Genomic DNA, 21,162 nt, shown 5'->3' on the forward strand with positions numbered 1-21,162 from the left:
TCAGATGACCAGGCGCTGTGAGTTGACGGGCAAGCTGCCGCTTTCGGGCCAGCTCAGAAGCCATGCCGAGAACAAGACGAAGCGCAAGTTCCGTCCCAACCTCGTTAATGTCACCCTGATCAGCGAGACGCTCGATCGCCAGGTGAAGCTCCGCATCACCGCTCATGCGCTGAAGTCGGTGGAGCATCGCGGCGGTCTCGACGCCTTCCTGGCCAAGGCCGACAACGAGGAGCTGTCGCCCGACTGCCTCAAGCTGAAGCGCGAGATCGCCAAGGCAAAGGCCGAGAAGGCAGCCTAAGGCTCAGCCCCAGGCTTCGAAATTCAAAATGCGCCCGCCGGAAACCGGCGTGGCGCATTTTTTCGTGTCGGCCAGCATTGAACCAGGATCACGGTACCGGGCTTTAACGAGACCGGTGATTCACGCTTCGGACTGATAGGGTCCGAAGCGATCATGGGACTTCAGTGAGACCGATGATTCACGCTTCGGACTGATAGGGTCCGAAGCGATCATGGTCTAGGCCGAGATCAGCTCGCCGAGATCGAGGCGCCCGGTGGTCATATCGAGGCTCCCGTCGGGCTGGCGAGGCCATTCCGCCTCGGGGCGGTCCCGATAAAGCTCGATCCCGTTGCCGTCCGGATCGCGCAGGTAGATCGCCTCGCTCACTCCATGGTCGCTTGCGCCCTCGATCTCGATGCCGGCCGCCACGACGCGGCGTAGCGCATCCGCGAGGGCGGCCCGCGTGGGATAGAGAATGGCCACATGGTAGAGCCCGGTCGTTCCGCGCGGCGGGGGAGAGCCGCCACGGCTCTCCCAGGTGTTGAGGCCGATGTGGTGGTGATATCCGCCTGCCGAGACGAACGCCGCCTGGCTGCCATAACGCTGCGTCAGCTCGAAGCCCAGCACATCGCGGTAAAATCCCAAGGCGCGCTCAAGATCGGCCACCTTCAAGTGCACGTGCCCAATCCGCGTGCCGGGATCGATGGGCTTTTTCTCCGTCGTCATGTGTGCGCTCCATGGTCGGGCAAGAAAGTCTGGCTGTTGGCGGCCAGGTAGCTGCGTAGCGTTTCGGGTTTTCGTCCAGTCAGCTTCTCGATCGCATCGCTGACGTTTGCGGCCCGCCCGAGGCGGGTGTTGGTGTCGAGCGACGCCAGGATGGCGGCCATGGGCTCGGGCACGCCGGCCGCAACCATGCCACGCACGAGGTCGTCGTCCGAGACCTGCACGACCTCGATCGGCTTGCCCAGCGCCTGGCTGACGAGGGCTGCGATCTCGGCTGTGGTCTCCGCCACCGGCCCGGTAATGTCATAAATCGTATTCCCCCCGGGCTCGGCCGCAAGGGCGAAGGCGGCGGCGCGGGCGCAGTCGTTTCGCGAAAGGTGGGCGATGCGTCCGTCACCCGAGGCGGTGAACCATTTTCCGCTCGCCAAGGCGCCCGGCAGCGAAAAGGCGAGGTTCTCGAAATACCAAGCGTTTCTCAAGATGGTCCAGCCGCGGCCGCTCAGGGCGAGCGCCTGCTCGGTACCCAGGTGATCCGGCGCGAACGGAATGGGAGAGCCGTCCGGATTTGGCATCGAGGTGTAGACGATGTGCCGGACGCCGGCGGTCTTGGCCGCCGCGATCGCAGCCTGGTGCTGCGCCAGCCTGCGGCCCGGCGTGTCGAGCGCGTCCGTCGAAATGAGAAGAAGGCGGCCCGCGCCTTTGAAGGCCTCCCCGAGCGAGCCGGGATCGTCGAAGTCGCCGCGCCTCACCTCGACCCCGCGCGCCGCGAAATCTGCCAGCTTGGCCGGGTCGCGCGTCACGGCGATCAGGCGGGCTGGCGGCACGGCGCAGGTGTCGAGCAGATGCGCCAGCACACGTCGGCCGAGCTGGCCGGACGCGCCCGTCACAAGCAATGTATCGGACACTTTGGTTCTCCTTTGTGATGTTGTCTCATTTAGAGACCACGTCTAAGATGGAGACTTACTGTCCGTAAAGACGGCAGTTTTTCGGGAGATAGGCACGTCGAGGTAACCGCCCATGGACGCCAGCAAGGTCAGTCGCGATGCGCAGGAAGACCCCGCCGCCTGTCCGGTCCGGGGCGTGCTCGATCGCATTGGAGACAAGTGGAGCACGCTCATCGTGTGCGTGCTGGGGGAGCGGCCTTACCGGTTCGGAGAGCTGCGCCGGGCCATTCCCGATATTTCGCAGAGGATGCTGACGCAGACGCTCCGCGATCTACAGCGGGACGGCTTGGTGAGCCGCCACGTATTCCCGACGCTGCCGCCGAGCGTCGAGTATCGGCTGACGCCGCTCGGGCAATCACTGCTCGCGCCGCTTTCGGAATTGATCCGATGGGCGGATGCGCATCACGCGGAGATCCGGAAAGCGCGCGAACGGTATGATCGCGAAGGCGTCGCAGCGACCTCCGACATCGCGGAAGTCACGTGAGGGGCTCGGCTCGCTCGGAGGCTATCAGAGAACGATGGTGCTGCGGAGCTGGGTGAGCTCCGTCGTCATGCGGCTGGTCACCGCCTCGCCGCGGTCGGCCAGGCTGGTCATTTCCTGCGCGACAACGCCGAAGCCTGCGCCGTGCTCCATGGCACGCGCTGCCTCAATGCGCGCGTTGAGCGCGAGCAGACGCAACGTCTTGAGCGTCGTGCGGATGTCCTCGGCAGCGACGTCGACCTTGCTCAACGCAGTGGCGCCTTGTGCGAGACGCTCGGCGAGGCGCGACAGGGCGCCTGCTTCGAGGATGATGCCGTCGAGGTAAGCCGGCGCGTTGGTGTCGGGATCGATGGTCGATGAAGCGCCGCCGGTCTCGTGCACGTAGAGGATTTTGCCTTCGCGATGGCGGATGCGATAGCTCACCTGCCAGTTGCCACCGCGCGAGAGCGCCTCTGCAACTGCGGCATCGACCTTCGGCAGGTCATCCTTCACGATCAAAGAGGCAAATCCGGTCCGCTCACGAATGAAAGTGTCGCGATCGTAGCCGGTGAGACGGCTGAAGCCCTCGGACAACCAGACCATGGCGTAGTCGTTGCTGTTCTGGCCGCGATACATGAAGCCGTCGATTCTCACGCCGATGCTCCTCAGGAAGTCGTCGGCCGAAAAGGCTGTCGTCTCTTGCGTCATCGCGTCGAGCGCTCCGAAATCATCTGTCTTTCTCGAGAGTGAAGTGAGTCGCTGTTCTATTTGAGCCGATTCGCGCATGGAAAGCGCGTCGCTGATTGCGGCCAGATGATCATTTTTCTGCCCGCGGACCGGTCATCCGAGACTGCGTTTTGGGCAGAGACGGCGGGGGCGATCACCCAGGTTGCCGCGCCAAGCGCGACATCGACCAGCCGGCCAGAACGAGAGCGACGGCGTAGGAGAGATCGAGAACGGGAGGGACTTTCTCGGCAAACGCGATCCGGAGAGGGCCGCCTGCGAACAGCGCGGCGAACGAAAGTGGCATCGCCCATGCCGCCTTCAGAGCTTGGCGGCGTTCGATAAGGCATGGCGACAACCGTCTCGCCATGCCCAGCTTCTCTCGCCCGTCAGCGCGCGACGAGCCTAATGATGAATATGACCAGAAGTGCGCCGATAGTTGCGTTGATGATGTCTCCCAACAACCCGCCGCCGATATAAAGGCCAAGCCTCGGCAGAAGCCATCCGGCAACAACAGCACCCACGATGCCGAGCACGATATTACCGACGAGGCCGAAGCCGCCGCCTTTGATGATCTGACCGGCCAACCAGCCGGCGATGGCTCCGATGATGAGCCAAATGATGATGCCTTCCAAAGCCATGTGTATTCCTCCGGTTTGACATGACGCAAAACGGACGTTTCAGGCTCTCGAACACCCTGCCTGTGCGGGCCTTGACCCGCGCCGACAGACTTCGCGACGATACTTGAGTTCGCAGATCCCTGAAACACGCCCGGTGTGCGGCTGCACACAATCCGCACGCGCATCCTTAGGGGACGGAGAATTCAGTATAATTGCCGGACGGCATGGACACGCCCCGGCGCGGATGGCCAAAGTCTCCGCATCATCCTCCTCGCGTTTTTAGGAGTGCGGCCGAGCCCATGGCACTTCTCGGACTCACCTTTGCCTTCCTGTTTGTCGGACACAGCCTGGTGAGCCCCACGCTTCCCTTGATGCTCGAAGACGTGCTCAAGGCTTCGGGGCGCGATGGGCGGGTGGAGTACCAGATCATCAACGGCGCGCCCCTCAAGTGGAACTGGGAGAACTCGGCCTCGGCGGAAGGGATCGACGGGCGCGCGGCGCTTTCCGCGAAGCGCTACGACGCGGTCGTCCTCACCGAGCGCGTTCCGCTGAAAGGCACGATCGAGTGGGAGGATTCGAACGGCGCGGCCTTGCGCTGGTTCAACCTTGCGCACGCCTCCAACCCCAAAGCGCGCGTCTACCTCTACGAGACATGGCACAGCCTCAAAAGCGGCACAGGCGCCGAAGTCCCTTATGACGGGGACGGCGGCATTCCCTGGCGCAAGCGTCTCGACCTGGATCTTTCGCTCTGGGAAGGCATCGCCGATCACGTCAACGCGGCGCGTCCCGCAGGCAGCCCCGAGATGCTTCTCGTCCCCGCCGGGCAGGCAATGGCCAAGCTTCACGACGAGATCGCCGCCGGCCGGGTGCCGGACGTGCACGACATCCGGGATCTCTTCAGCGACGACATCCACCCAAACGACCTTGGGCGCTATTTCATCGCCATGGTGCACTACGCGGCGCTCACCGGCCAAAGCCCGGAGGGCTTACCGCGCGCGCTCAAGAACGAGTGGGGCGGGGACTATCAGGCTCCCTCTGAAGCACTCGCGGCCAAGATGCAGAAAGTGGCCTGGGACGTGGTGCGCAGCTATCCGCGATCCGGCGTGATGCCCTAAAGGTCAACACGCTGCCCGTTCCATAGGCATTTGGCGCGAACGAAAGTTGTTGCTGCCGCGGGCGCGACGCGGTCTCCCGTTGCGCGGCCCCGGCTAACGCGCGAGTAATGCGGACATCCCGGCAGCCGTCCGCAGGCCTTTCCCTTGAGCGCATCCGACTCCGATTCCGCCATCAAGATTCTCCTCATCGACGAGAATCCGATCCGGCGCGCCATCATCGAGTCCGGGCTCGCGGATGCAGGCTTCAAAGCCGTGACGGTGCTCTCGAACACCACGCGGCTGATCGATCACATCTACAATCTCGATCCCGATGTCGTTCTGATCGACCTCGAAAATCCGAGCCGCGACGTGCTCGAGCAGATGTTTCAGGTGTCGCGCGTGGTGCGCCGTCCGATCGCGATGTTCGTCGACCGCAGCGACAAGAGCGAGATTGAAGCCGCCATCGAGGCCGGCGTGTCGGCGTACATCGTCGACGGTCTCAAGAAGGAGCGGGTGAAGCCGATCCTCGATATGACGGTGTCGCGCTTTCACGCCTTCAATCGCCTGCGCGCCGAGCTCGATGAGGTTAAGAGCGCGCTGAAGGACCGGAAGATCGTAGAGAAGGCCAAGGGCATCCTCATGAAGAGCCGGGGTATCGACGAGGACAAGGCTTACGAGCTTTTGAGAAAGACGGCCATGTCGCAAGGCAAGCGCATTGCCGACGTGGCGCAGGCGCTCGTCAGCTCGGTGGATCTTCTCAAGGAGTAGAGGCAGGCATGACGGCGACGGCGAACGATCGGGGAGGGAGCAAGCTTCGCGAGGTGACCGCGGGGTTCATTCCGCTCGTGGACTGCGCGCCGCTGGTCATCGCCTCCGAGCTCGGCTTCGATCGCCAGCACGGCCTCTCTCTCGTGCTTCATCGCGAGGTGTCGTGGGCGAACATCCGCGACAAGCTCGAGATCGGCGCGTTCGATTGCGCGCACATGCTTGCGCCGATGCCGATCGCCGCGCAACTCGGGCTCGGCCGCGCGACGGAGCCCATCATCGCGCCGATGGCGCTCAGCCTAAACGGCAATGCGATCACCGTGTCCCTGCCGCTCTATTCGGCCATGCTGGAGCACGACGCGATCGCGACGCGCGCGGGGGGCATGGCGGCGGCGAAGGCAGTGGCTGCCGTCGTGCGGTCGCGACAGACGGCAGGGCTCGAGCCGCCGACCTTCGGCATGGTCTATCCGTTCTCCTGCCACAACTACGATCTGCGCTACTGGCTGGCGGCGGCCGGCGTCGATGCCGACAACGACGTCAATCTCGTGGTGGTGCCGCCTCCGTTGATCGCCGACACCTTGAAGGCGGGGCGCATCGACGGCTTCTGCGTGGGACAACCCTGGAACAGTGTCGCCGTGGAACAGGGCAATGGCGTGATCGTCGCAACAAAGAGCGAGCTTTGGGCGCGCAGCCCCGAGAAAGTGCTCGGCGTTCGCGAAGCCTGGGCCGAGCGAAACCGCGCGCTCGTCGCTGATCTCGTGCGCACCCTGGTCGCCGCCGGGCGCTGGCTCGATGAGCCTGCAAACAGAGGCGAGGCCGCGCGCATTCTTTCTCAGCCCCAGTATGTCGGCGTCGCGGCAGACATTCTGCTGCGGCCGCTCTCGGGAGAGCTCATCCGGGGCGGCGAGCAGAGACAGGATCGCGATCCGGATCTGGTGGTGTTCCATCGCGGGTTCGCCAACTTTCCTTGGCACTCGCATGCGGTGTGGCTGATGACCCAGATGATCCGCTGGGGGCAGATCCGCGAGCCGTTCGATCTCTCGGCGCTGGCCCAGCGCGTGTTCCGCACAGACCTCTATCGCGAGGCCGTCGCCGGATCGGACGTGCCCCTGCCGCCTTCTGACAGCAAGCGCGAGGGCGTGGCGGCGACCGAACCCGGCGCGTTCTTCGGCGGCGATACCTTCGATCCGGAAGCGGCGCTCGCCTATCTCAGCGCGCTCGACATCCGCAATTCCGGCGCCGATCTCGAAGCCTTCGCGTCCGTGAACTCGTAGGCGCCTCAGAGGCTCTCCCCCGGAGGCCCTTCTGCCAAACGCCTCAGCATTTTTTGCGTGCGCTGCACAAACTTCGCGCATGAACCGCGCTCGCACAGCTATCCAGACTTTCGCCATCTCTCGAATAACGCTCGCTGATTTGCGTTTTTCTGAGTTGGCACGATCCTTGATCTTATCTCTTTCGAGACGGGCGGCACGGGCTGCTCGAATTTCGACATCGCGGCTCAACGGCGAGCCGCACCACAGGGCAACGCTGCCTCGACGAGACGGGACCGATGTGCGGTCCGCGTGTCTTCGATGCAGCGTTTTTTGTTTCTGGCAGGCGCGACCCGTTCGGGGCGCCCAGGGCGGAGGATCGGATGACGGCTTCAAAACGTGGAGCAAAGTTGCAGCAGCCCGGCGTGACGCGCCGCTCGCTGCTCAAGGGAAGCGCGACGGCGGCCCTTCTGGCCGCTGCGAAATCTCTTGTGCCGGGTGGCGCCAGCGTCGCGTGGGCCGCAGGGCCTGAAACGACCAAGGCCGTGCTCGGCTACATCGCGCTCACCGATGCCGCGCCCCTAATCGTGGCCAAGGAGAAGGGGCTGTTCGCCAAGTACGGACTGCCGGACGTGGAGGTCGCCAAGCAAGCCTCGTGGGGCGCAACGCGCGACAATCTCGTGCTGGGCTCGGACGCCAACGGGATCGACGGCGCGCATATCCTGACGCCGATGCCGTATCTCATGTCGGTCGGCAAGGTCACGCAGAACAACGTCCCGGTTCCGATGCACATCCTGGCGCGCCTCAACTACGACTGCCAAGGCATCTCGGTGGCGAAGGAGTACGAGGGCCTCAAGATCGGTGCCGACGCCTCGGCGCTGAAGGAGGCTTTCGCGAGGAAGAAAGCCGAAGGCAAGGACGTGAAGGTCGCCATGACCTTCCCCGGCGGCACGCACGACCTGTGGCTGCGCTATTGGCTCGCGGCCGGCGGCATCGATCCCGACAAGGACGTCTCCACGATCGTCGTTCCTCCTCCGCAGATGGTGGCGAACATGAAGGTGGGCAACATGGATGCCTTCTGCGTGGGCGAGCCGTGGAACGAGCAGCTCGTCAATCAAGGCATCGGCTTCACGGCCTGCACCACGGGGGAGATCTGGTCGCGACATCCCGAGAAAGCGCTCGGGATGCGCGCGGCCTGGGTCGACAAGAACCCCGCTGCTGCCCGCGCGCTGCTGATGGCGGTGATGGACGCGCAGCAATGGTGCGAGAAGCTGGAGAACAAGGCCGAGCTGGCCGCCATTCTCGGCAAGCGCCAGTGGTTCAACGTGCCGCCCGCCGACATCATCGGCCGCATCAAGGGCGACATCAACTACGGGCGTGGGCGCAAGGAAGCGGGCACCAATCTTTTGATGAAGTTCTGGGAGGACGGCGCGGTCTCCTATCCCTTCAAGAGCCATGACGCCTGGTTCGTCACCGAAGATATCCGGTGGGGCAAATTCGAGCCCGGCACCGACGTGAAGGCCCTCGTCGACAAGGTCAACCGCGAGGACATCTGGCGCGAAGCTGCAACGGCCCTCGGCGTCACGGCGCCGGCCAGCACCTCACGCGGCAAGGAGACCTTCTTCGACGGCAAGGTTTTCGATCCCGACAATCCCACGGCCTACCTCGCGTCCCTCGCGATTACCCGGCTCGCCGCCTGAGCCCGATCTCTCAACCGGAGTTTCAACGCGCATGAACGCTCTCCCTGCACGGCCCGTGCTGGTCGACACGTCCGCCGGACGTGCGATCGCCGCCGCTCCTCCCTCGGCTCCGGCTATCGCGGAGACGAAGATCTTACCGCTCAAGACACCGCGCGGGAGGAGATCTACGCAGCTGATGTCGATCGGAAGCGAGATCGCGTCGGCCACCATTCCGCCTCTCCTCGTGCTGGCGGTGCTGCTGCTCGTGTGGCAGCTCGCGACCTCCGGTCCCGACGCTGCGCTGCCCTCGCCCACTAAGATCTGGACGGAGTCCAACGATCTCATCGTCTCGCCGTTCTTCGTCAACGGATCACAGGACATCGGCCTCGGCTGGCGCGTGATCACGAGCCTCGAGCGCGTGTTCTATGGGTTCGGCCTCGCCGCGGCGGTGGGCGTGGTGATCGGTGCCGTCATCGGGCAAAGCGTCTGGGCGATGCGCGGGCTCGATCCGATCTTCCAGGTGCTGAGAACCGTGCCGCCGCTCGCGTGGCTGCCGATCTCGCTCGCCGCCTTCCGCGACAGCGGCCCCTCGGCCGTGTTCGTGATCTTCATCACGGCGGTGTGGCCGGTGATCATCAACACGGCCGTCGGCATCCGCAACATTCCCCAGGACTATCGCAACGTGGCGGACGTGCTGCGGCTGAACCCCCTCGAATACTTCTGGCGGATCATGATCCCCGCGGCCGCGCCCTACATCTTCACCGGGCTGCGCATCGGCATTGGCCTTTCCTGGCTCGCGATCGTTGCGGCGGAAATGCTCACGGGCGGCGTCGGCATCGGCTTCTTCATCTGGGACGCGTGGAACTCGTCGCGCCTCTCCGACATCGTCGTGGCGCTCATCTACATCGGCGTCGTCGGCTTCGTGCTCGACCGGCTGGTCGCGCTCGCGGGCCGCATCGCAACGCACGGCACCAGCGCCTGAGGAGACCGCATCATGATCGCACCAGCCAACAAGCCTTTCCTCCAACTGCAATCGATCTCCAAGACCTTCCGCCGCGGTGGCGCCGAGACGGAAGTTCTCCACGACATCAGCCTCGACATCGCCAATGGCGAATTCATCTCGATCATCGGACATTCGGGTTGCGGCAAGTCCACGCTGCTCAATCTCATCGCCGGGCTCACCACCGTCACGACCGGTGCCGTTCTGCTGGAGCAGCACGAGGTCAACGAGCCCGGCCCCGAGCGTGCGGTGGTGTTCCAGAACCACTCGCTGCTGCCCTGGCTCACGGTCTACGACAATGTGCGGATCGCGGTGGACAAGGTGTTCGCCAAGACCAAAAGCCGGGCGGAGCGCCACGCCTGGACGCTGCACAATCTCGATCTCGTGCAGATGGGCCACGCGAAGGACAAGCGGCCATCGGAGATCTCGGGCGGCATGAAGCAGCGCGTGGGCATCGCGCGGGCGCTCGCCATGGAGCCCAAAGTGCTGCTGATGGACGAGCCGTTCGGCGCGCTCGACGCGCTGACGCGCGCGCACCTGCAGGACTCCGTGATGCAGATCCACGGGCGCCTCGGCAACACCGCGATCATGATCACGCACGACGTGGACGAAGCCGTGCTGCTCTCGGACCGCATCGTGATGATGACCAACGGACCGTCGGCCCGTATCGGGGAGGTGCTGGACGTGAAGCTGCCGCGCCCGCGCAACCGGCTGGAGCTGGTGTCGGACCCGCACTACATCCACGCGCGCGAGGCCGTGCTCAAGTTCCTCTACGAGCGCCATCGCTATGTGGAGGCGGCTTGATATGGGCGAGCCACTCGTCATCGTCGGAAATGGCATGGCGGCCACGCGGCTCGTGGACGAGCTGACGACGATCGCGCCGGGCCGTTTTTCGATCGCCGTCGTCGGCGATGAGCCTTCGCTCTCATACAACCGCGTGCTGCTGTCGTCGCTGCTCGCGCGCGAGATCGACGAGGATGCGGTTGAGCTGAAGACTGCCAAGTGGTGGCGCAGCCGCGGCGTAACGCTCGTCTATGGCCGCCGCGCCGTTTCGATCGATAGGGGTGCGAAGCAGCTTCATCTGCAGGACGGACTGACGCTCGGCTATGGAAAGCTGGTGCTGGCCACCGGGTCCGAAGCTGTGCGGTTGCCGCTTCCCGGAGCCGATCTTCCCGGTGTCGTGACCTTCCGCGACAAGGCGGATGTCGCGCGCATGCTGTCGCTCGCCCGGCCGGGCGCCCGCGCCGTCGTCATCGGCGGCGGCCTTCTTGGCCTCGAAGCGGCTTACGGGCTGATGAAGGCGGGTGCGCACGTGTCCGTGGTGCATCTCATGGAGCGGCTGATGGAGCGGCAGCTCGACAGCCATGCCGCAGGGCTGCTCAAAGCGGCGCTCGAAGAGCGGAGCATCGACGTGGTGCTCAACGCCGAGAGCGACGTGATCGAAGGGCAGGGCCGGGTGACGGGGCTGCGGCTCAAGGATGGGCGCGTTCTTCCGGCCGATCTCGTCGTGATGGCCGTCGGCATTCGCCCCAACACCGGCCTCGCGCGCGAAGCCGGGCTCGCGGTCAAACGCGGCATCGTCGTCGCCGACGATCTGCAAACCAGCGACCCGAGCGTCTACGCCATCGGCGAATGCGCCGAGCATCGCGGCGTCTGCTACGGCCTGGTGGAGCCAGCCTACGAGCAGGCCCGCGTGCTCGCGCGCACGCTGGCGGGTGCGCAGTCCCACTACGCGGGCTCGCTGCTGTCCACCAATCTCAAGGTCTCGGGCGTGAACGTATTCTCGGCCGGCGATTTCCTCGGCGCGCCGGGATCGGAGCCCATCGTGCTCACGGATCCGGACCGCAAATGCTATCGCAAGCTCGTCTTGAGCGGCGGCCGGCTGACGGGTGCGGTGCTCGTCGGCGATACCGGCGATGCGCTCTGGTACCTGGACCTCATCCGCACGGGACGGCCGGTCGAGAAACTGCGGGCCGATCTCGTGTTCGGCCGCGCGTTCGCCGAGCCGCAGGCCCACGTCCAGGCCCGGGCCGCATGAGCGAGGGAAGCCCCATGACAGCGGACTTTTCCATAGAGCAGAAACGTTATCTCGAAGGCTTCGTGTCTGGCGTGCAGGCCGGACGCACCGCGCAAGGCCTTAAGCCGATCGGTGCGGATGGCGCGTCCGCAGCACCAGCGCCCATGGGGCCGGACGCCGCGCACATGAAGGCGCAGGATGCCACCAGGGCCAAGGGCAGGAAGCTCGTGGACCAGGAGACCTGGAAGCGGGAGGAGCATCCGTTCGATGCCTATCCGCGGCTCAAGGCGCAGGCCGAGGCGGGCGAGTATCCCAAGCCGCAGGACAATTTCCGCTGGCGCTACTATGGGCTCTTCTACGTGGCCCCCGCGCAGAACAGCTACATGTGCCGGTTGCGCATCCCGAACGGCATCCTCACGCACTGGCAACTGGCCGGGCTGGCCGACACGGCCGAGGCTAACGGCGGCGGCTACGCGCATGTGACGACGCGCGCCAATCTTCAAATTCGCGAGATCGAAGCCACCCATGCCGTCGACGTCGTCGAGGCGGTGCAGGATCTCGGCCTCACCTCGCGCGGCTCCGGTGCCGACAACATTCGCAACGTCACTGGCACGCCGACCGCCGGCATCGACCCGCACGAGCTGCTGGATACGCGACCCTTCGCGCGCGCGTGGCACTTCCACGTTCTGAACGACCGGTCTCTCACGGGCCTGCCGCGCAAGTTCAATGTCGCCTTCGACGGAGCGGGCTCCATAGCCGCCCTCGAAGAGACGAACGATATCGGCTTCCAGGCCGTCGAGGTGGCGGAGGGCGCGCCGGTTGCGGCCGGCGTTTACTTCCGGCTCGTGCTCGGCGGCATCACGGGACACAAGGACTTTGCACGCGATACGGGCGTCATTCTCGCGCCTCGCGACGCGACACGGGTTGCAGACGCTATCGTTCGCGTGTTCATCGACAGCGGCGATCGCACCAATCGCAACAAGGCGCGGCTCAAGTACGTGCTGGACGATTGGGGCTTCGACAAATTTCTCTTCGCGGTCGAAGCCAAGCTCGGCCACCCGCTGATCCGTATCGACGGACAACATGTCAAGCCGCGCCGTGCGCCGGACCGCTTGGCGCACATCGGCGTGCATCCCCAGAAGCAAGCGGGGTTCAACTGGATCGGCCTCGTGCTTCCCGTCGGCAAGCTCACGGCGGAGCAGATGCGGGGCGTCGCGTCGCTCGCCCGCGATCTCGGCGACGGCGATCTTCGCCTCACCGTCTGGCAGAACCTGCTCGTCTCCGGCGTTGCAGATGCCGACGTAACGGAGGCGCTCACGCGCATCGCGGCGATGGGGCTCTCCGCCGAGGCGGCTGCGGTTCGCGCGGGTCTCGTAGCCTGCACAGGCAGTACGGGCTGCAAGTTCGCCGCGGCCGACACCAAGGGCACGGCCGAGCTGATCGCGGCGCACGTTGAGCGGCATCTCACGCTCGATCTGCCGGTGAACATCCACTTGACCGGCTGCCATCACTCCTGCGCGCAGCACTACATCGGCGACATCGGGCTGATCGGCGCCAAGGTTCCGGTCAACGACGACGGCGACACGGTGGAGGGCTTCCACATCCTCGTCGGCGGAGGCTCCGGCGCGGATGCGAAGATCGCGCGCGAACTCTGGCGCGACGTCAAAAGCGAGGACTGCCCGGCGGCCGTCGCGCGCCTTCTCAGCGCCTATCTCGCGCACCGTGCCGATCGCAGCGAGACCTTCTTCACTTTTGCCAATCGCCACGACACCGACACGCTGAAGCGGCTCGCCGAGGAGCAGCAAGGATGACCATTCAATCTCCATCACCGGCGACCGCTCTCATTCCGGAGACGGCGCCGTTCTCGGCCGAGCAGCGCGCTTGGCTCAACGGATTTTTTGCGGGCGTGCTCTCGCTCGATCCCGGCGTGAAGCCGGCCACGCTGACCGATCTCGACGCGGCGAACGCGGTCATTCCGTCCGGCGACGGTGACGACGGATCCGCACCCTGGCACGACCCCGCGATGGAGATCGGCGAACGGATGCAGCTTTCCGAGGGCCGCCCGCTTCGCCGGCGCATGATGGCAGCGATGGCGCAGCAGGACTGCGGCCAGTGCGGATACAATTGCGAGGACTACGCGAACGCCATCAGCGAGCAGGCGGAGCCGCGGCTCAATCTCTGCGTTCCGGGCGGCAAAGCCACGGCGCGCATGCTGAAATCGCTCGTCGAGGAGATGGGAGGCGGCGTTCTCGATCCCGACGAGAAGGCGGCGAAAGACAGTGCCAAGCCGGACAAAACGAGCGACGTGCGGCCCGGCCGCTCGCGGGAGGCCCCTGTGCTCGCCCGCTTCGTCTCGCGCCAGAAGCTCAATGGAGCGGGATCGGAGAAGACGACGAACCACATCGAGATCGATCTTTCCGAATGCGGGCTCGACTACGAGCCGGGCGACAGCTTCGGCATCGTGCCCAACAACGATCCGAGGCTCGTGGATGCCATCCTGACCACCATCGGCGCGCCTGCGGATTTCCCGATCGGGGAGAAAACGCTGCGGGACGCGCTGATCGAGGACACGTCACTCTCGCCCGCGCCCGACTCGCTCTTCCAGCTCATCTCCTATCTCACGGGCGGGGAGCGGAAGCGCAAGGCACAGGCTCTCGCAAAAGGGCAGGATCCCGACGGGGATGCCGCGACCCTCGACGTTCTGGCCGCGCTCGAAAAATTTCCCGGGATTCATCCTGACCCCGAGGCGTTCTATGAGGTGCTGGAGCCCATGCAGCCGCGCCTCTACTCCATCTCCTCGTCGATCAAAGCCAATCCGGGACGGGTTTCGCTCACGGTGGATGCGGTGCGCTACACGATCGGCGAGCGGGAGCGGCTCGGCGCCGCGTCCACCTTTCTCGCCGATCGCATTGAGCCCGGCGCGACGCTGCGCGCCTACGTGCAGAAAGCGCACGGCTTCGCGCTGCCGAAGGATGACGCAACACCGATCATCATGGTGGGACCTGGCACGGGAGTGGCACCCTTCCGCTCCTTCCTGCAGGAGCGCCATGCCACGAAGGCGCAAGGGCCGGCGTGGCTGTTCTTCGGCCATCAGCGGCGAAGTGCGGATTTCTTCTACGAGGCGGAGCTCGGCGTTCTCCAAGAGGCCGGAACGCTGACCAAGCTCTCGCTCGCGTGGTCTCGCGACGGCGGCAAAAAAGTCTACGTGCAGGACCGGATGCGTGAAGAGGGCGCCGAGCTGTTCGCTTGGCTGGAGAAAGGCGCGCATTTCTACATCTGTGGGGACGCCAAGCGCATGGCGAAGGACGTGGAGGCCGCGCTCACGGACGCCGTGGCGCTTCACGGCAAGGTCTCGGCCGAAGACGCCGCCGCCTACATCTCTGCGCTGAAGAAGGTCGGCCGCTATCAGGCGGACGTGTATTGAGGGCCACCACGATGAATGCGCCTTCTTCCGCTCCTGCCATTCGAACCACGTGTCCCTATTGCGGCGTCGGGTGCGGCGTGCTCGCGAAGCCGGATGGTTTCGGCGGGGCTCAAGTGCAGGGCGATCCGGAGCATCCGGCGAACTTCGGGCGTCTGTGCTCCAAAGGCTCCGCCCTGGGAGAGACGCTGTCTCTCAATGGCCGCCTGCTCTCTCCGATGATGCGCGGCGGCTCAGACATGCTGGAACCCGCCTCGTGGGGTGCTGCGCTGGATAGCGTTGCGCGCGGCTTCCAGGAGACGATCGCGAAGCACGGCCCGGACTCGGTCGCGTTCTATGTTTCGGGCCAGCTGCTGACCGAGGATTACTACGTCGCCAACAAACTGATGAAGGGCTTCATCGGCTCGGCCAATATCGACACTAACTCCCGCTTGTGCATGGCGTCGTCGGTTGCGGGGCACCGGCGCGCATTCGGCAGCGACACCGTGCCCGGCTGCTACGAGGATCTTGACGACGCTGATCTCCTGGTGCTCACCGGCTCCAACGCGGCCTGGTGTCATCCGGTTCTCTATCAGAGGATGCTCAAGAACAAGCGCGAGCGAGGCGCGCGCATCGTCGTCATCGATCCGAGGGCGACCTCGACCTCGGACGAAGCTGACCTGATGATCCAGATCGCGCCGGGCATGGACGCTGTGCTGTTCTCGGGCCTTCTCGTGCATCTCGCCGAGCACGGACAGCTCGATACGGCTTTCATACACGGCCACACCTCGGGATTTGCCGACGCGCTGGCACGCGCGCGCCACCTCGCGCCGAGCGTGGAGGCGGTCGCGGAGCGGTGCCAGGTGGCGCCCGCGTGCGTCGAGACGTTCTACGCCTGGTTCTCCGCAACGGAGAAGGCCGTTACTCTGTACTCGCAAGGCGTGAACCAATCGGCGCAGGGAACCGACAAGGTCAACGCCATCATCAACTGCCATCTGGCGACGGGCCGCATCGGCAAAGCGGGGATGGGTCCGTTCTCGCTCACCGGGCAGCCGAACGCCATGGGGGGGCGCGAGGTGGGGGGGCTCGCGAACCAGCTCGCGGCGCACATGGACTTCTCTCCGGAGAACGTCGACCGGGTACGCCGCTTCTGGAACGCACCCCATGTTGCCGAGCGGGCCGGCCTCAAGGCCGTGGACCTGTTCGAGGCCGTTGCGGAGCGGCGTATCAAGGCGCTTTGGGTGATGGCGACCAATCCCGCGGTGAGCCTGCCACGTGCGGACGCCGTCCGCACCGTTTTGCGGCAGCTCGACCTGCTCGTGGTGTCGGACATCGTCGCCAACACCGACACCATAACCGCCGGGGCGCATGTGGTGCTGCCCGCCTCCGGATGGGGCGAGAAAGACGGCACGGTGACGAACTCGGAGCGGCGCATCTCGCGGCAGCGCGCGTTTCTGCCGCCGCCCGGGGATGCCAAGCCCGATTGGTGGATCATCTCGCAGGTGGCGACGCGGATGGGTTTCGGGAGCGCATTTTCCTATGCGTCCGCCGCCGAGATCTTCGCCGAGCATTGCGCGCTCTCCGCATTCGAGGCCAACGGCACGCGCGGCTTCGATGCCTCGGGCCTCTCCGCGCTTTCGGGGCTGGCTTACGAGGAGCTGGTCCCTACGCAATGGCCGGTCGACAAAGCTTCCCCGACTGGACGCAAGCGGGTGTTCGACGATGGCCGTTTCCATACCGTAGACCAGCGCGCGCGCTTCGTCGCGGTCGAGAACCCCGCGCTCTCCATCTCAAACGAGCGCTATCTCCCGCTGCTCCTCAATACCGGCCGCGTGCGCGACCACTGGCATACGATGACCCGAACCGGAAAATCGCCGCGTCTCGGTGCGCACATCGACGAGCCGCAGGTGTCGGTTCATCCTGACGATGCGCGGAGCTTCGGCGTCGCGGACGGCGAGCTGGCCCGCGTCCTCACGCTCCATGGCAGCGCCGTGCTGCGCGTCTCCGTAACGCCTGCACAGCGGCGCGGAGAAATTTTTGCTCCCATTCATTGGAACGGGGCCACGGCCTCCGATGCGCGAGTGGGGGCACTTGTCCAACCTGCTTGCGATCCGATCTCGGGACAACCCGAGCTCAAGGCTACGCAGGCGACACTCGCGCCAGCGCTCTATGCGGCCTACGGCTTTCTCCTCGCGCGTGGCGCGGTTGCGATCCCGGACGGCGTCTGGTGGGCGCGCTCGACCGTGGAGGGCGGCGTGGGATACCGGATCGCCGCGCCTGCGATCGGCGGCCATTGGTCCGGCATCGCGAAACGCCTCATCGGAGAGAGCGTTTGCCGTGCTCAACTGCTGGACGACGGCCAGGGCTGCTATCGCGCTGCCATCGTCCAAGACGGCCGGCTTATGTCGTGCCTGTTTCTTGCGACGACGCCTCATGCGCTTCCGAGCTGGGAATGGCTGAAGCAGCAGCTTGCCGCGCCGGCGCTCTCCGATGCCGCGCGCCGCGCGTTGCTGGCAGGCCGTGCGGCTGACGCAGGCGCCGATCACGGGCCAATCGTCTGCGCCTGCTTCGGCGTGGGCCGCGCTCAGATCTGCAAAGTGATTGCCAGTGGACGGGGCTGCTCTGCGGAGGATGTCGGGGCGGAACTCAAAGCCGGAACGAACTGCGGGTCGTGCCTGCCTGAGGTGCGCCGCCTTGTGGCCGAGACCGCCAAATCCGCACCCCCCGTTACGGCGTGAGACCTTCTGCCGCTAATGTTTCGCATCCTGCTTCCGGGCGAGTGGACCGATGGCATCCGTGCGCGCGATCAGCGCCGCGCGTAGATAGCAGAGGATACGCTTCATGATTTTTTCCAGCACTCTCGTCGCGCCGCCTCACTCTCGCTCGATGTGTCCAGGCTCTGCCGAGAGGAGCGTTTCGTCAATCGCGGCAGGGGCTGCAAGCGATTGGTTCTGGCGCTCGCGTGGCCAGGTTCCCCCGACGGCCTCCTGATTGCCTCTCAACTATGCAACTGGCAAAAAAGAGAGCACGCCGCACCGCGCGATCCGCCGAAAGGCCCGCTGTTTGCGGCATCTTTCGTTTGGCACGGCCTATGCAGCTTCTATCCGCATAATGCCTCTAGGGTTCCGGTTGCCGCGCGTGCGGGGCAACGCTGGTCCGAGAGAGGCGCTCTCGCCCAGGCCGCGCCCGGGCGAAGCCACGGCGGGATAAAAGCCCGGGAGACCTACACCGCAAGGAGCTTTGGCTCTCGAACGGAAGGCCTCCTCGTGTGCGTCTTGCGCTCCCGTTCGCCTCAGCCCCTTGCGATCGACAGTTGGTGTCAGCACAGGGGTGAACCTCATGAACCGAACCGTCTCCAGACTTCTCACCGGCGCCGCCGCGGCGGCCGCGATGCTCGCTCTCGCGCTCCCTTCCGCTCAAGGCGCCGAGAAGAAGGACTTCAAGGTCGCCTGGTCGATCTACGTCGGTTGGATGCCATGGGGTTATGCGGCCGACAGCGGCATCGTGAAGAAGTGGGCGGACAAGTACGGCATCACCATCGAGGTGAAGCAGTTCAACGACTACGTCGAATCCATCAATCAATACACGGCCGGCGCGTTCGATGCCGTGACGCTCACCAACATGGATGGCCTTTCCATTCCGGCCGCCGGCGGCGTCGACACCACGGCGGTGATCGTCGGCGACTTCTCGAACGGAAATGACGCCGTCATCCTCAAGGGCAAGGACAAGCTTGCCGACATCAAAGGCCAGACCGTCAACCTCGTCGAGTTCTCAGTCTCGCACTATCTGCTCGCCCGCGCCCTCGAAAGCGTGAAGCTTGCGGAGAAGGACGTGAAGGTCGTCAACACCTCCGATGCCGACATGGCCTCCGCCTACAAAACCCCGGACGTGACCGCCGTCGTCACCTGGAAGCCGATCGTCTCGACGATTCTCGAATCTCCCGATGCGAGAAAGGTGTTCGACAGCTCACAGATCCCGGGCGAGATCATCGACCTCATGGTCGCCAATACCACCGTGCTCAAGGACAATCCTTCGTTCGGCAAGGCGCTCGTCGGCATCTGGTACGACACGATGAAGGCCCTCGCCTCCGATGCCGCCGCCAAAGAGCACATGGCGAAAGCCTCGGGCACGGACGTCGCGGGCTTCGACGAGATGCTAGGCACGACGAAGATGTTCTACGAGCCCAAGGATGCTCTCGCGTTCGTCAACGGCGCGGAGCTCAAGACCACCACCGAGCGTGTCTCGACGTTCCTCTTCGACAAGGCGCTTCTCGGCAAGGATGCCAAGTCGGCCGGAGCCATCGGCGTCGAGTTTCCCGACAAGAGCGTGTTCGGCGACAAGGCGAACGTGAAGCTGCGCTACGACGCGACCTTCATGCAGGCCGCCGCGGACGGAAAGCTCTGATCGAACGGCTCGATCCCTTTCAGACACCGGGAGGCCGCGAGACAGCCGATGCGCCTGTTGAACATCAAGCCTGATCGCACGTGGAGCTTCGCGCTCGCGGCCTTGCCGTTCGCCGCCCTGATCGGGGCCTATCTGATCGGGTCGGGGATGCGGCTCGCCGAAAATCCGAACGACAAGCTGCTTCCGAGCTTCAACGCCATGCTGGATGCCTTCCGGCACATGGCGCTGACGCCGGACCCCAGGAGCGGCAACTATCTGATGTGGAGCGATACGCTTTCGAGCCTGTCGCTTCTCCTCACGGCCCTCGCCATCTCCACGTTCATCGCGCTCGTGTTCGGCATTCTGATCGGACTTCTGCCGATCGCCGGTACCACGTTCGGGCCGGTGGTGGCGGTGGCCTCCATGGTGCCGCCGCTGGCTCTGCTGCCGATCCTGTTCATCGTGCTGGGCCTGGGCGACGGGGCCAAGATCGCGCTGATCGTCATCGGCACAACGCTGAAGCTCATCCGCGACATGGCGTTGCGGGTGAAGGACATTCCGTCCGAGCTTCTGATCAAGGCGCAGACGCTCGGGGCCTCTACGTGGCAGATCGCGCTCCGCGTCGTGCTACCCCAGATGCTTCCGCGCCTGATCGACAGCGTGCGGCTCGAGATCGGGCCGGCTTGGCTGTTTCTGATCGCAGCGGAGGCGATCGCGGCCGACTCCGGCCTCGGCTATCGCATCTTCCTCGTCAGGCGCTACTTGGCGATGGACGTGATCATTCCCTACGTCATCTGGATCACGCTACTCGCCTTCCTGATGGATCTCGGGCTCCGCCTCCTCCAGCGCAAGGCGTTCCCCTGGTTTGCGGGAGCGCGCACCGCATGACCGGGATCGTCTTCGACAAGGTCTGGAAGGAGTACGGCGATCATGTCGTGCTCGAGCGGATCGACATCACCATTGCACCGCGCTCGTTCGTGGCGCTGGTCGGCCCGTCGGGATGCGGAAAGACGACGTTTCTCAGGATGCTGCTCGGCGAGGAGGCGCCCACGCGCGGGCAGATCCTCGTAGGGGGCGCCCCCCTCAAGGTGGAGCCGGGCGCGGATCGCGGCGTGGTGTTCCAGCGCTACTCGGTGTTTCCCCATCTCACCGTGCTGCAGAACGTGATGATCGGCCGCGAGTTCGAGCACTCGCGCTTTCTCGGCAAGCTGTTGGGGGCGAAGCGGCGTGCGGCGGAGACCGAAGCGCGTACCCTGCTCGACGCGGTGGGCCTCGCCGGTCATGAAACGAAATACCCGGCCGCTCTTTCCGGCGGCATGCAACAACGGCTCGCCCTTGCGCAGGCCCTCAACCGCAAGCCGAAGATCCTTCTTCTCGACGAGCCGTTCGGCGCGCTCGATCCTGGCATTCGCGCGGACATCCATGTGCTCATCCGCAAGATCTGGAACGAGAACGATCTCACCGTCGTGATGGTGACGCACGATCTCAGCGAGGCCTTCCGGCTCGGAACCCGCGTCATCGCGTTCGAGCGTCCCCGCAATCGCCCGGAGGAGCTCGAGCGCTACGGCGCGACGCTCGGCGACGATCTCGCGGCGCAGACGCAAGCCGGCGCGTCGATCACACGCGATTTCGAGGTCTGGCCCAAGAAGATCGCGAGCCCCCTCGGCGAGTCCGACGCGGGCACACAACTCGACCTCAAGCTCGCGACCAGCAACGACAACCCCGCGGCCAGCTAGGCCGCGCCACGACAACCGGCGGGGACGACCCCGCGCGGCTTCCTTCTCATCCCGGGACGGCCCGGACCAGCATAGCGGGCTGGCAGCCCGC

20 protein-coding genes and 1 riboswitch are annotated in these 21,162 nt (G+C 65.2%); of the genes, 15 read left to right on the forward strand and 5 right to left on the reverse strand.

Annotated elements, in window-relative coordinates:
• Positions 1-4: 4 nt before the first annotated feature.
• Complete coding sequence (gene rpmB / locus F812_RS0109695; protein ID WP_026867995.1) at positions 5-298, forward strand: 50S ribosomal protein L28; 294 nt, start codon at positions 5-7, stop codon at positions 296-298.
• Positions 299-514: 216 nt separating this feature from the next.
• Here rpmB and F812_RS0109700 read toward each other — a convergent pair whose 3' ends face one another.
• Together F812_RS0109700 and F812_RS0109705 are read right to left on the reverse strand one after the other, a co-directional pair.
• Positions 515-1,003, reverse strand: coding sequence for a VOC family protein (locus tag F812_RS0109700; RefSeq protein WP_020085778.1), 489 nt, complete (start codon positions 1,001-1,003; stop codon positions 515-517).
• Positions 1,000-1,905 carry an SDR family oxidoreductase gene (locus F812_RS0109705; RefSeq protein ID WP_040498098.1) on the reverse strand — a complete coding sequence of 302 codons (906 nt, stop codon included), beginning with the start codon at positions 1,903-1,905 and terminating at the stop codon, positions 1,000-1,002. The genes F812_RS0109700 and F812_RS0109705 overlap by 4 nt, the downstream gene beginning before the upstream one ends.
• Before the next feature lie 112 nt (positions 1,906-2,017).
• Between F812_RS0109705 and F812_RS0109710 the strand changes: the two genes are divergently transcribed.
• Positions 2,018-2,428: a winged helix-turn-helix transcriptional regulator gene (locus tag F812_RS0109710; RefSeq protein ID WP_020085780.1), complete on the forward strand. Its 411-nt coding sequence runs from the start codon at positions 2,018-2,020 to the stop codon at positions 2,426-2,428.
• A 24-nt stretch (positions 2,429-2,452) separates the two neighbouring features.
• On the opposite strand, the gene F812_RS27110 is transcribed toward F812_RS0109710, so the two are convergent.
• From F812_RS27110 to F812_RS0109725, 3 genes are all read right to left on the reverse strand, one after another.
• Entirely contained in the window at positions 2,453-3,112 is a 660-nt protein-coding gene (locus F812_RS27110) for a methyl-accepting chemotaxis protein (RefSeq protein WP_020085781.1), read from the reverse strand.
• Positions 3,113-3,284: 172 nt separating this feature from the next.
• Positions 3,285-3,434, reverse strand: a complete 150-nt coding sequence (locus F812_RS23385; protein WP_156827352.1) for a hypothetical protein — start codon at positions 3,432-3,434, stop codon at positions 3,285-3,287.
• Between the two features lie 82 nt (positions 3,435-3,516).
• Positions 3,517-3,768, reverse strand: coding sequence for a GlsB/YeaQ/YmgE family stress response membrane protein (locus tag F812_RS0109725; RefSeq protein WP_020085783.1), 252 nt, complete (start codon positions 3,766-3,768; stop codon positions 3,517-3,519).
• 278 nt (positions 3,769-4,046) lie between these two features.
• Between F812_RS0109725 and F812_RS0109730 the strand changes: the two genes are divergently transcribed.
• The 13 genes from F812_RS0109730 (at position 4,047) to F812_RS0109795 (ending at position 21,071) form a co-directional block, all read left to right on the forward strand.
• Positions 4,047-4,862, forward strand: a complete 816-nt coding sequence (locus tag F812_RS0109730) for a hypothetical protein (protein WP_020085784.1) — start codon at positions 4,047-4,049, stop codon at positions 4,860-4,862.
• A gap of 144 nt (positions 4,863-5,006) precedes the next feature.
• The gene (locus F812_RS0109735) at positions 5,007-5,609 is read left to right on the forward strand and encodes an ANTAR domain-containing response regulator (protein ID WP_020085785.1); all 603 of its coding nucleotides are present in this window, start codon (positions 5,007-5,009) and stop codon (positions 5,607-5,609) included.
• 8 nt (positions 5,610-5,617) lie between these two features.
• Positions 5,618-6,880 carry a CmpA/NrtA family ABC transporter substrate-binding protein gene (locus F812_RS23390; protein WP_020085786.1) on the forward strand — a complete coding sequence of 421 codons (1,263 nt, stop codon included), beginning with the start codon at positions 5,618-5,620 and terminating at the stop codon, positions 6,878-6,880.
• Positions 6,881-7,239: 359 nt separating this feature from the next.
• Positions 7,240-8,556: a CmpA/NrtA family ABC transporter substrate-binding protein gene (locus F812_RS0109745; protein ID WP_020085787.1), complete on the forward strand. Its 1,317-nt coding sequence runs from the start codon at positions 7,240-7,242 to the stop codon at positions 8,554-8,556.
• A 31-nt stretch (positions 8,557-8,587) separates the two neighbouring features.
• A complete protein-coding gene (gene ntrB / locus F812_RS0109750) occupies positions 8,588-9,517 on the forward strand; it encodes a nitrate ABC transporter permease (RefSeq protein ID WP_020085788.1) in 930 nt (309 codons plus the stop codon).
• A gap of 12 nt (positions 9,518-9,529) precedes the next feature.
• A complete protein-coding gene (locus F812_RS0109755) occupies positions 9,530-10,339 on the forward strand; it encodes an ABC transporter ATP-binding protein (protein WP_020085789.1) in 810 nt (269 codons plus the stop codon).
• A 1-nt stretch (position 10,340) separates the two neighbouring features.
• Positions 10,341-11,573, forward strand: coding sequence for an NAD(P)/FAD-dependent oxidoreductase (locus F812_RS23395; RefSeq protein ID WP_020085790.1), 1,233 nt, complete (start codon positions 10,341-10,343; stop codon positions 11,571-11,573).
• A gap of 14 nt (positions 11,574-11,587) precedes the next feature.
• Positions 11,588-13,363, forward strand: coding sequence for a NirA family protein (locus tag F812_RS0109765; RefSeq protein ID WP_020085791.1), 1,776 nt, complete (start codon positions 11,588-11,590; stop codon positions 13,361-13,363).
• Positions 13,360-14,976 carry a sulfite reductase subunit alpha gene (locus F812_RS0109770; RefSeq protein WP_020085792.1) on the forward strand — a complete coding sequence of 539 codons (1,617 nt, stop codon included), beginning with the start codon at positions 13,360-13,362 and terminating at the stop codon, positions 14,974-14,976. Before F812_RS0109765 ends, F812_RS0109770 begins: the two co-directional genes overlap by 4 nt.
• 11 nt (positions 14,977-14,987) lie before the next feature.
• Positions 14,988-17,690 (forward strand): nitrate reductase, encoded by a 2,703-nt coding sequence (locus F812_RS0109775; protein WP_026867996.1) that lies wholly within the window; start codon positions 14,988-14,990, stop codon positions 17,688-17,690.
• A 368-nt stretch (positions 17,691-18,058) separates the two neighbouring features.
• Positions 18,059-18,175: riboswitch (guanidine-I (ykkC/yxkD leader) on the forward strand.
• A 116-nt stretch (positions 18,176-18,291) separates the two neighbouring features.
• Positions 18,292-19,356, forward strand: a complete 1,065-nt coding sequence (locus F812_RS0109785; protein WP_020085795.1) for a putative urea ABC transporter substrate-binding protein — start codon at positions 18,292-18,294, stop codon at positions 19,354-19,356.
• Positions 19,357-19,404: 48 nt separating this feature from the next.
• Complete coding sequence (locus tag F812_RS0109790) at positions 19,405-20,223, forward strand: ABC transporter permease (protein WP_020085796.1); 819 nt, start codon at positions 19,405-19,407, stop codon at positions 20,221-20,223.
• Positions 20,220-21,071, forward strand: coding sequence for an ABC transporter ATP-binding protein (locus F812_RS0109795; RefSeq protein WP_020085797.1), 852 nt, complete (start codon positions 20,220-20,222; stop codon positions 21,069-21,071). The genes F812_RS0109790 and F812_RS0109795 overlap by 4 nt, the downstream gene beginning before the upstream one ends.
• Positions 21,072-21,162: the final 91 nt, after the last annotated feature.

Source organism: Hyphomicrobium zavarzinii ATCC 27496 (genome assembly GCF_000383415.1).
GTDB classification, from domain to species: Bacteria; Pseudomonadota; Alphaproteobacteria; order Rhizobiales; family Hyphomicrobiaceae; genus Hyphomicrobium_C; species Hyphomicrobium_C zavarzinii.